The organism is Neobacillus sp. KR4-4 (assembly GCF_042136325.1).
GTDB lineage: Bacteria > Bacillota > Bacilli > Bacillales > Cytobacillaceae > Neobacillus.
This window is the reverse complement of sequence record NZ_JBHHJU010000003.1, coordinates 63,595-75,330: the sequence shown is the minus strand read 5'-3', so window position 1 is coordinate 75,330 and position 11,736 is coordinate 63,595. Positions and strand designations below refer to the sequence as shown.

The window sequence follows — 11,736 nt, the reverse complement described above, 5'->3', positions numbered from 1 at the left end:
TTTACCTCCCTTTCAACCAATTCCCCTTTTATTTCTGAACCTTTAATCCCATTAAATACTCTGATAAGGCATTAAGCTGTTCTTCAGACATTTCAGGGTATTTACCTGTCATCATGTTTCCAGGTTTGTATGTTTCCGGGTTACGGATCCAATTTTTTAACTCTTCTTTATTATGATCCAAAACACCTGCTACACGAGTGCGATTACCAAAATCTGATAAATTTGGTGCAAGACGTGCTGTCTCAGGCATTTTATTTGATGGTGTTACGGCATGACAACCGATACAGCTTTGATTGAAAATTTCTTGTCCCTGTGCAGCAACAGTGCCTTGTGCTTTAGCTGGCTCTTTCACATTCTGCATCGAAGCAACCCAATCATCAAATTTATCTCTGCTGATTGCTTTTACTTTAAAGTCCATTAATGCATGGGATGGTCCACAAAGTTCTGCACATTTCCCATAGAAAAGATTTCCGGCTTCGTTGGCTTGTTTATCATCAAACTCTAACCAGAATTTATTGATATTATCAGTGTTAGTATCAAGTTTTCCACCAACAGCTGGTATCCAGAATGAATGTTTAACATCAGTAGACTTTAAATTGAAGTACACTTTTTCATTCGTAGGTACAACTAAATCCTGACTTGTTACAATCTTCTGTCCAGGATATTCAAAATCCCACCAGTATAAATGTGAGCGCACATTAATAACAAGCGCTTTTGTATTTTTCTTGTCCATTGGTGATACATCTGCAAGCTTAAAGGTTGCAGCTACTGTCGGAACGGCAAGAATCAATAGTAAAAGAATCGGTACAACAGTCCAAATAATTTCTAATTTGTGACTTCCTTCTACTTGTTTTGGGATTCTGTCATCCTTTCGTTTAAAACGAACCAAGATCAAAATGAAAATGATCGCGACAACAATAATAACCCCAACCATGATTAAAGTACTTAACTTCATTAAATCATATTGCGTTTTCGCAACTTCACCGGCAGGCTTTAACGTGGAAAGGTACGGTTCGCCACATCCGGAGAGTACAAGCGCTAAAATCGAAAATAACGAAATCAAACGCCACTTTGCAAGCCTTTTCATAGCTTAATCAAACCCCTCTTTCACTAATAAATTATAAAACATTTGGTGGATCAAAGAAGTATGTAGGATGACTGTTTCCTCCAATTTCATTTAGAAACAATCAATTGCAAAACTAAATCAATGTAACGATAACCATTGCTACAAAAATAATAGTTAAGTATTGCAAAGAGTAAACAAACATTAGTTTTGCCCACTTTATGTCATCTTTGATTCTATATCCATAAATCCCTAATGCCAGCCACCCGATATTTAATAAGATAGCAAGTACTAGAAATGGGATTCCTAACTTGGTTAGAAAAAACGGAATCGGTTGAAGTGCAGCAACCCAGAGAACGATGTGAATTTTGGTGGTTTTAAACCCCTTCACTACCGGTAGCATTGGAATACCAGCTGCTTTATATTCTTTAACTCTTCTCATCGCCAATGCATAAAAATGTGGTGGCTGCCAAGCAAACATTAAAACAAACAATGACCATGCCATAATATCAAGATTTGCATCGACCGCTGCCCACCCAATAAGCGGAGGTACGGCTCCTGAAATGCTACCGATAATTGTATTGGAAACCAATTGCCTCTTCGACCACAGGGTATAGAGGAAAACATAGCTAAAAACTCCAAGCAGTCCAATTACTGTTGCAGTCATCGTAGTAAAGAATAAAGACAGTGTTCCCAGTCCAATGAGTAAAATACCTAATGAAAGAACTTTTACCGGCCCTATTTTCCCAGTTACAGTTGGCCGTGCTTTCGTTCTTTCCATTAAATGGTCAATATCGCGATCAACATAATTATTGATTGCACAGGACCCAGCGATAATTAATGAAGAACCAACTACGGTAAAAAAGACAATATCTAAATTATTTAGAAAGCTTTGCCCAGTAAAATGTAGTGCTAACCATAAACCAGTAAAAGTAGTAATAAGGTTGGAATTTACAATCCCTATTTTTATTAGGGCCATAAGGTCTTTCCAAGCTGTGGTTTGTAAATTAGTATTCAGGCCCGCAGCGCCATTATCAATAGCAGCATCTCCGTAAGCCTTAGAGTCAGACATTTGTTTCTCCTCCTAAACCTAAATAACAAAACATTCATCATTTAAGTACGTAATATTGATACTTCATTATTTATGCCCTCATTTGTAATAAAAAGGAATGCTCATCAGAAAAAATCAATAAATTTTTTTCGACTTGAATAATAATTATCAAAAAAGAATAGTGATTTTTAAAACACTTTCTCTGTATATTAAATCACACTTTCCGATATTTTTGTGAACTTTTTTTGAATAATTTTATACAAAATTGTAACAGAATTCATTATTTCATGACTAATGTATGAATTTTATGGTTAGGACCTCTTATTTTTATATATGAATCATTCTATAATATATACCCTTATCTATTACTAACAGACTAAAAGCAAAGTTTCAACTGTTTCCACTATAATAATAGTGTTAATCATTTGTTATTCAGGACCTTTTTATTACTAAAAGTTATTTAATAATCTATACTTAATTTCTGTTCTTTTTCGACATTATTCGGTATTATTAATAGGGATTTTAAAAATCTTGTTCTTTTCCATTTATTATACTGTCAGGTTTATCCAATGACAAATTATTGAACTTTTTAAGAGGTGACTTATTTGCGACGATCTTTGAAGTGGTTAGCGGTTGCCACTACCATCGGAATGATTTTTATTCTAATCGGCGGTGCATTAGTGACAAAGACCGGTTCTGGAATGGGCTGCGGGAGGTCTTGGCCACTTTGTCATGGTAAATTCCTTCCGTTGGCTATAACACCAGAATTAGCTATTGAACTTGCCCACAGGCTTGTTTCCGGATTAGGTGGAATTATGGTTCTCATTCTATCTGTTTGGTCATGGAAGGCGATAGGGCATATAAGAGAAACGAAATTTCTTTCATTCCTTTCCTTTTTCTTTTTACTATTACAAGCATTAATCGGGGCAGCTGCAGTAAAATGGGGACAATCAAGTTTTGTCCTAGCCTTACATTTCGGTATTTCTCTTATCTCCTTTTCATCGGTGTTATTGTTAACACTTTTAATTTTTGAAATTGATAAGAAATTTAATGCAGAAAAACTTTATATTGATAAGAGAATGGGGTTCCATATTGTCGGTGTTTCCATTTATAGTTATCTTGTAATCTACACTGGTGCACTTGTTCGTCATACTAAGTCTAGCCTTGTTTGTCGAGACTGGCCTTTCTGTTTAAATGACTCCCCAGGTTTCCCCTCTAACTTGTACGAATGGGTGCAAATGGGGCACCGGGCAGCAGCTGGTCTGATCTTTATTTGGATTACCTATATCCTTATTTTGACAATCCGCAAATATAAAGAGCAAAGAGTTCTTTATTGGGGTTGGATTATTTCCTTCATCCTTGTTACCTTGCAAGTGATTGCTGGGGCCTTGATTATTTTCACTCGTTTAAATCTCTATATTGCGCTTTTACATGCATTCTTTATTACTTGCTTGTTTGGGGTTTTAAGTTATTTTCTTTTGTTATATTCTAGGTCTAAGAAAAATTATCATTAAAAAAGTTGCTAGGGAATAAGATCCCTAGCAACTTTTTTTAATTTTTCGTTAAGTCAATTAAAAGGTCTCCCGTTAGTATTGCATCACCGCTTGAAACATAAATATCCTTAACAATTCCTGAAAACGGTGCTTGAACGGTCGTTTCCATTTTCATCGCTTCGGTAATCATTAAATGATCACCGCGCTCTACTTTTTCACCTTTTTCGACGATCACCTTTACCACGGTTCCCGGCATTGTCGCAGCTAGTTGATTTTCATTTTTCGGATCAGCCTTTAACCTAGAAACTACCGTAGATTTAATACTTTCATCCTTTATGGAGACTTCACGCGGCTGACCATTTAATTCAAAGTAAACTACCCTCGTACCATCTGCTTGAGGATGACCGATAGAGACAAGTTTAACAATCAGTGTTTTCCCTGTTTCAATTTCCACTTCAATTTCCTCACCCAGTCGCATTCCATAAAGGAATGTTGGGGTATCAAGTACTGAGATATCGCCGTACTGCTCCTCTATTTTCATGTAATCCATAAATACCTTAGGATATAAAGCATAAGAAATAACCTCAAAATCCGTTACTTGTCTGCCTAGTTCTTTAAACAATTTTTCTTTAATTTTCTTTAAATCCACTGAATTAAGCAATTCACCTGGGCGAACTTCCAATGGTTTTTTTCCTTTTAAGATTACTTGTTGTAAGTCTTCTGGAAAACCACCATATGGCTGACCAAGCGATCCTTCAAATAGTTCAACAACTGAGTCCGGAAAATCCAGCGTATCTCCCTTTATTAGTACATCTTCCTCAGTTAAATCATTTTGAACCATAAATAATGCCATATCACCAACAACTTTTGATGAAGGCGTCACTTTAACAATATCCCCAAACATATGATTTACACGTGAATACATTTCCTTTATTTCATCCCAACGGTCACCTAGGCTAACCGCTCTGGCTTGTTGTTGGAGGTTACTATATTGACCTCCTGGCATCTCATGTTGATATATTTCAGTATGAGGCGAAACCATACCACTTTCAAAATCTTGATAATATTTGCGGACATCTTCCCAATAATATGACAATTTTTCTAATGCATTGATGTTTACTTTCGGTTGCCTTGATGTCCCTTCAAGAGCATAAAATAATGAATTAGCACTAGGCTGCGATGTTAGGCCCGCCATTGTTCCTAATGCCGTGTCAACAATATCGACTCCTCCCTCTATTGCTCGAGCATACGTAAAAAGACCATTTCCGCTGGTATCATGTGTATGAAGATGGATAGGAATATCAATTGTTTCTTTTAGCTCTGAAATAAGAATGTACGCTGCCTCAGGCTTTAATAATCCAGCCATATCCTTAATTCCTAGTATATGAGCCCCTTGAAGTTCCAACTCTTTAGCCAAGTGTTTATAATATTGAAGATTGTATTTCGTCCTTGCCTGATCTAAAATGTCCCCTGTATAACAAATGGATGCTTCAGCAATTTTACCAGTTTGACGAACCGCATCAATCGCAACTTCCATTCCCTTTACCCAATTTAAACTATCGAAAATTCGAAAAACATCAATTCCGCCCGAAGCAGATTGATCCACAAATTCACGGATCAAATTATCAGGATAGTTTTTGTATCCTACCGCGTTCGCTCCACGTATCAACATTTGGAATAAAACATTAGGAATTTTCTTACGAAGTGAAATTAATCGGTCCCATGGATCTTCTTTTAAGAAGCGGTATGCCACATCAAAAGTTGCGCCTCCCCACATTTCAAAAGAAAATAAATCTGGTAAAAGTTTTGCAGAAGGCTCAGCGATATGAAGAATATCATTTGTACGCATACGGGTAGCTAAAAGTGACTGATGTGCATCACGAAAGGTCGTATCCGTTAATAAGACTTCTTTTTGATTCTTAACCCATTCAACAAGGCCCTCTGCACCGTCCTTATCAAGGATTTGCTTAGTGCCCTCTTGATAAGGAAAATCATAAGGTAAATGAGGAATTCTTGGCTTCGAAAAAACTGGTCTTTTCTTCTTCTCAATTCCCGGGAAACCATTTACAGTGACTGTACCAATGTAGGATAACATTTTTGTCCCACGGTCTTTACGAAACGGGAAAATAAACAATTCCGGAGTCGTATCGATAAATGAGGTATCATATTCGCCGTTCCTAAACTTTTCATGCTTCACGACATTTTCTAAAAATGGTATATTCGTTTTAATTCCTCTAATCCTGAATTCCTGCAAATTACGAACCATTTTTGAGGCTGCTTGTTCAAAGGTCAGCGCCCAAGTTGATAGTTTTACTAATAACGAGTCATAATACGGTGTAATGACAGCACCTTGAAAGCCATTTCCTGCATCCAAACGTACTCCAAAACCTCCACCTGAACGATAGGCCATAATTTTTCCTGTATCGGGCATAAAATTATTTAGCGGGTCTTCCGTTGTTACCCTTGACTGAATTGCAAATCCGTTAATTTGTATTTCTTCTTGTAAAGGTATACCAACTATCGGACCATGTATATCATGTCCCTCGGCAATCAATATTTGTGTTTGAACGATATCAATACCCGTTACCATTTCTGTGACTGTGTGTTCTACTTGAACCCTTGGATTTACTTCAATAAAATAAAAATCATTTCCTGAAACAAGAAATTCTACTGTACCTGCATTCAAGTAATTTATATTTTTCATCAATTGTACGGCAGCTTCGCATATTCTTTTTCGTAATTCATCAGATATGGAGACGCTTGGAGCAACCTCTACAACCTTTTGATGGCGCCTTTGGACGGAACAATCGCGGTCAAAAAGGTGAACTATATTCCCATGCTTATCACCAATAATTTGAACTTCTATATGCTTTGGATTTTCAATTAATTTTTCCAGATATACTTCGTCATTACCAAAAGCAGCCTTTGCTTCTGACTTAGCCCTTTCAAATGCTTCACGGATTTCATCTAGGTGTTTCACAATTCTCATCCCGCGGCCGCCCCCGCCAAGAGAAGCCTTAATGATAATTGGCAGCTTGTGTTCTTCCACAAAATCTTCTACCTCAGTTACATCTCTTACCGGACCTGGGCTTCCTGGAATGACTGGTATTCCAGCAAGCTCAGCTTGATGCCTTGCTTTAACCTTATCCCCAAACATATCTAGTTGTGTTATTTGTGGTCCAATAAAAATAATTCCTTCTTCTTCACAACGCTTTGCAAAATGAATATTTTCAGACAAAAAACCATAACCTGGATGAATGGCATTCGCACCGCTTTTTTTGGCGATTGCAATAATGCCGTCTATGTCTAAATAGGCATCAATCGGTTTTTTCCCTTCCCCTACGAGATAAGCCTCATCAGCTTTGTAACGATGGTAGGCTCCAGAATCTTCTTTAGAATAAATTGCAACAGTTCGAATATTCAGTTCTGTACAAGCACGAAAAACCCTTATGGCAATTTCTCCACGGTTGGCGACCAATACTTTATTAATTTGTCTAGTCACAAAAAAGCACCTTCTATTCTATGTATTTTTAAAAACGCGAAGAGCTTAAATGTTCTTCGCGTTTTGACTAAATATAAAAAACCTTACCATCGTTTTGTTTAACTCGATTATCCATTTGTTCCTGGTTATTTTTATATTTCTTTTCATATTTATTGAACATTGCAACATTAACAAGTATTCCTGTTGCCGCTGCAAGCATTAAGAGAGAGGAACCCCCATAGCTTATAAATGGCAGCGGCACACCAGTAAGAGGAATTAACCCAGATACACCAGCTAGATTGATAAACGTCTGGATACCAATCATGCTGGAGATACCAAAAGCAAGGAGACTCCCAAAAGGGTCTTTACATTGTAATCCGACATATATTCCTCTCAATACAATATAAAAGAGAAGAATAATAACGAATCCCACACCCCAAATCCCTAATTCTTCGGCAATTACCGCCATGATGAAATCTGTATGTGATTCTGGAAGATAGCCAAGTTTTTGAATACTCTTCCCTAGGCCTAATCCATTAATCCCGCCCGAACCAATTGCAATGTAGGAGTTAGCTAAGTGAAATCCTTCATTATTTACGTACTTATCAGCAAACGGATTGTTTAATACGGCAAAACGACTTTGTTGTTCGTCAGAAAAAAACTTTCCCCAGGAGACCAAAACAAGCGGCAAAAGAACGATCATTACTATAATAAGTAATTTGCCGATACTTTTAAAACTCAGCCCAGAACACAAAATCATCGTACTTGCGATGGACATAATAATCGCAGCAGTACCAAAGTCAGGTTGAATGATAATAAGTGCACATATAATAAAAAGATAAACTAAAGGTGGGAGAACCCCTTTGTTAAATTGATTGATATAGGCTTGCTTTTTCGCATAGACGGCTGCCAAATAAATGATAGCTGCCAACTTAACAAACTCCGATGGCTGGAATAAGAAACTCCCAATTGAGTACCAGCTTTGCGCATTATTTTTTTCTACCCCAAATACAAATAAACCTAACAAAGATAAAAGAGAAGCTAGCACAATTAATACCAGAACTTTTTTGAACATCATGATCTTATATGGAAGAATTGCAGTGAAAAGGAAGATTACAGTAAAAATCATCAACCATACTTTTTGTTTTTGATAAAAGTAATCAGGTGGATAACCATACCTTTGAACTGCGGAAGCCATACTGGCACTGTAAATCATAACAAGTCCAAAAGTACACAAAAGGATAGTAGCAATAATTAACGTATAATCATATGATTTCAATATTTTTTTTAGCATTTATTGGTCCTCATTTTCAATATTGATTTATATCACTCTATTATAATAGAAAATATACATTATTTCTTGAGGAAAGGTTAATTTGTTACAACAAATTAATATTGGAGTAGGCCCAATAATATATGAAATCACCTGCTCATAATTAACAAAAAAACCCAAACAATGAACAGTAATTGTTTGAGTTCCTATGCAACTATTTCCTTAATGAAGCATCATGAAGCATTGATAACTCTTTCTCTAATGTATCGAGGATTGCTTTACCATCTTTACTATCTATTAAACCTAATCGAACAGCAAAATCTATCTCTCTTGATAGGCCAAACATTTGCGTATCCAGCACCTCTTCATAAAGAGGACATTGGGGCATTGTGAGATTGTCCATTTGTACTTTGATTAGCCTTAATATTTTTTCTGCGTCAGCCTGTAATAAGGCAAATGCTTTTTCTTGGTGATTCACGATCATTTCAGAGGCCAACATAAATCCCCCCATTTCAGAGCGATAATTCAACTTATCTATAAATTTTACCGTTTACAACGGAAAATTGCAAGAACAATGAAGTCGATTAAATAAAGTAGCAAGTTGAGACTTTTGTTCTTCAAATATGATTTATCTTATCGCGGACCTGATTTTACTATTATGACATTTTGCCAAAAAGAAGTTATACTAATTATGCAAAGGTTTAGGGGGAATAAACTATGGAAAATATCATTATCATTTCAGGAAACGTGAAGTATACAATTACACTTGATCCAGGTGTATGGATTTTTGACGACCGACGTATTGATTTAACCACCTATTTTACAACAAAACTAGAGAATACTGAATCAATGGAAGAGTATACGAAAGCAGTATCCAAACATTGGGACCGTGAAATTATCGAGGGTGCGATTTACCCGCCCACATTGAAAACTGAAAAGAAATTTGAAAAAGAAAAGGTATTGACTGGGACCTTTGGTATACCACTAAAACCCTTTCTACAAAATTCAGAACCTTCTAGTGATGCAAATACATTTGTTATACATTGTATTGACAGTGAATATGAATACCCTCTAGAAAAGGCCAATGATTTTATCTTAGGATTTTCCAATAATGGAAAGCCACTTACAGGAGACGGTCCAATCCATGTCTATTTTGGCGATGGCTCAAATCTTACAAGTCCGATTAAAAACGTAAAGAGCTTTACCATAAAATAAGACGGGTGCCTTTGGCGCCCGTTTTATTTTTTTATATAATTTAGAGTAAGTCTGCAGCTAAAAGAGCTAATCCCGACCTTTCCCCTTTCATTAATTTAACATGTCCTGAAATAGACTGATCCTTAAATTTTTCTACAACATACGTTAAGCCGTTGTTATATGCATCTAGATAAGGATGATCAATCTGTTCAGGGTCTCCCATTAACACAATTTTACTACCTTCTCCAACACGCGTAAGAATCGTTTTCACCTCATGCTTCGTTAAATTTTGCGCTTCATCTATTATGATGAATTGCTTCGGTAAACTTCTGCCACGAATATACGTTAATGCCTCCACCTCAATTGATCCGAGTCCTGCTAAAATCGCATCAAGTTCACCAGGCTTTTTGGTGTTGAATAGAAATTCTAGATTATCAAAAATGGGCTGCATCCATGGTCGAAGCTTCTCCTGTTTCTCTCCCGGTAAAAAACCTAAGTCCTTCCCTACCGGTACTATCGGCCTTGCCACTAAAAGTTTTTTATATTCCCGGAAATCTTCCGTTTGCATTAAACCAGAAGCAAGTGCTAACAGCGTCTTCCCTGTTCCTGCTTTCCCAGTTAATGTAACTAAGTGAATATCTTTTCGTAATAACAATTCAATTGCCATTGTCTGCTGAACATTCCTAGAATGGATGCCCCAAACATGCTCTTGATTTAAAGCTAATTTTTTTACTTTCTTACTGGTTTTATCTACCATTCCTATGGCAGAGGCAGAACTGCCCAATGCATCTTTCATTACTAAAAATTGATTGGGATAAAATGGGTGATTTGCTATCTCCGAGAGATTCAGTTCACCTTTTTCATAAAAACGACCCAATAATTCGATGGGAATCAACACTTCAAAAAAGCCTGTGTAGATATGATCAATTTCAACCACTCGATCATTCAAAAAATCTTCGGCATCTAAACCAATTGCATCTGCTTTGACCCTGACAAGAGCATCCTTACTTACTAGAATAACCGGCTTTCCATTTTCTTTGGTTTGTTCTTCTAAAAATAAATTTTTCGCCACAGCCAAAATTCGATTATCATTTGTTTTTTCTACAAATATATCCTGAAGTTCATGAAAGGTACGATGATTCAACTCAATTCGGATGGTCCCTCCGTTTTCAAGAGGAATTTTTTCATGGAGTTTTCCTGAAGCTCTAAAACCATCAATTAACCTTGATACTTGTCTTGCATTTCTCCCTACTTCATCCATGTACCTTTTCTTTGAGTCCACTTCTTCAAGAACCACTGCAGGAATTACAACCTCATTATCTTCAAAGGAGAAGAGTGAATACGGGTCTTGCAACAAGACATTCGTATCTAACACGTATATCTTACTCAAAGCAACGCCTCCTGCTTTACTTGTTGTTTGGATTGCATCTTGCAAACAACCCTTCTGCTAGATTGGACTTTGGTAAAATATATGTTTATTGGAATAAAGATAGAAGGATTTCCGCACAATAAATGTTAGTGAGACATTCAATTCAGATAAATGATTTTGACTTTATCTCAATTATTTATAAAGCTTGCGGAGGTGGAATAAAAATGAAGAAAACCTTAATCATAACTGCATTATTGCTCATCCTAGCGGGCTGCAGTACAAAGAAGGAGCTCTCAAACAATGTAAATGATTCATCCGTTAAAGTAAAAAACAGTTATATTGAAAATGTTGATCGAAAAACAGGGCAAGAAATCTCCAAACGATTGGTAAAACTTGCAACAAGTATTCCAAATGTTAAAGATGCAACTGCTGTCGTTTTAGGAAGATATGCAATTGTCGGAATTGATGTAAACGCAAAAATTGATCGTTCACAAGTAGGGTCTATTAAGTATTCCGTGGCTGAAAGTTTAAAAAAGGATCCGTATGGTGCCAAATCAGTAGTCGTAGCCGATGCGGATACAACACAGCGTTTGCGAGAGATTCAAGAGGATATTAATAAGGGAAGGCCAATCCAAGGGATTATGGAAGAACTTGCCGATGTAGCGGGTCGATTAATGCCCGAGATCCCTGGAGATATACTTACCCCAAGCCCTAAAAATGCCCCTGAAAAGCCAGATAAGAAGCTAAATTCTAACGATCAAAAGAAGCTGGAAAAAGAACAAGAAGACCAATCTAACCACTACAAATAGAAA

General features: G+C 36.7%; 9 protein-coding genes. 3 read left to right on the top strand and 6 right to left on the bottom strand.

Features of this window, described 5'->3' with window-relative positions; all coding sequences use genetic code 11:
- Window positions 1-28 precede the first annotated feature (28 nt).
- Together coxB and cyoE are read right to left on the bottom strand one after the other, a co-directional pair.
- Complete coding sequence (coxB, locus tag ACE198_RS03825; RefSeq protein WP_098572637.1) at window positions 29-1,087, bottom strand: cytochrome c oxidase subunit II; 1,059 nt, start codon at window positions 1,085-1,087, stop codon at window positions 29-31.
- 112 nt (window positions 1,088-1,199) lie between these two features.
- Window positions 1,200-2,135, bottom strand: a complete 936-nt coding sequence (gene cyoE, locus ACE198_RS03820; RefSeq protein ID WP_098572636.1) for a heme o synthase — start codon at window positions 2,133-2,135, stop codon at window positions 1,200-1,202.
- Window positions 2,136-2,719: 584 nt separating this feature from the next.
- Between cyoE and ACE198_RS03815 the strand changes: the two genes are divergently transcribed.
- On the top strand, window positions 2,720-3,628 hold the full coding sequence (locus tag ACE198_RS03815; RefSeq protein WP_375374755.1) for a COX15/CtaA family protein: 909 nt from the start codon (window positions 2,720-2,722) through the stop codon (window positions 3,626-3,628).
- 37 nt (window positions 3,629-3,665) lie between these two features.
- Here the strand turns inward: ACE198_RS03815 and pyc are convergent, their stop codons facing one another.
- The 3 genes from pyc to ACE198_RS03800 all read right to left on the bottom strand — a co-directional run bounded on the left by pyc (window position 3,666) and on the right by ACE198_RS03800 (window position 8,857).
- A complete protein-coding gene (gene pyc / locus ACE198_RS03810) occupies window positions 3,666-7,109 on the bottom strand; it encodes a pyruvate carboxylase (protein ID WP_375374754.1) in 3,444 nt (1,147 codons plus the stop codon).
- A 67-nt stretch (window positions 7,110-7,176) separates the two neighbouring features.
- Window positions 7,177-8,382, bottom strand: coding sequence for an FtsW/RodA/SpoVE family cell cycle protein (locus ACE198_RS03805; RefSeq protein ID WP_375374753.1), 1,206 nt, complete (start codon window positions 8,380-8,382; stop codon window positions 7,177-7,179).
- Window positions 8,383-8,575: 193 nt separating this feature from the next.
- Window positions 8,576-8,857: an Fpa/YlaN family protein gene (locus ACE198_RS03800; protein WP_251456731.1), complete on the bottom strand. Its 282-nt coding sequence runs from the start codon at window positions 8,855-8,857 to the stop codon at window positions 8,576-8,578.
- Between the two features lie 221 nt (window positions 8,858-9,078).
- Between ACE198_RS03800 and ACE198_RS03795 the strand changes: the two genes are divergently transcribed.
- Window positions 9,079-9,576 carry a peptidyl-prolyl cis-trans isomerase gene (locus ACE198_RS03795; RefSeq protein ID WP_375374752.1) on the top strand — a complete coding sequence of 166 codons (498 nt, stop codon included), beginning with the start codon at window positions 9,079-9,081 and terminating at the stop codon, window positions 9,574-9,576.
- 40 nt (window positions 9,577-9,616) lie between these two features.
- Here the strand turns inward: ACE198_RS03795 and ACE198_RS03790 are convergent, their stop codons facing one another.
- Window positions 9,617-10,945, bottom strand: coding sequence for a PhoH family protein (locus ACE198_RS03790; RefSeq protein WP_098572738.1), 1,329 nt, complete (start codon window positions 10,943-10,945; stop codon window positions 9,617-9,619).
- Between the two features lie 203 nt (window positions 10,946-11,148).
- Here ACE198_RS03790 and ACE198_RS03785 point away from each other — a divergent pair, with 203 nt between their 5' ends.
- Window positions 11,149-11,733, top strand: coding sequence for a YhcN/YlaJ family sporulation lipoprotein (locus ACE198_RS03785; protein ID WP_098572631.1), 585 nt, complete (start codon window positions 11,149-11,151; stop codon window positions 11,731-11,733).
- Window positions 11,734-11,736: the final 3 nt, after the last annotated feature.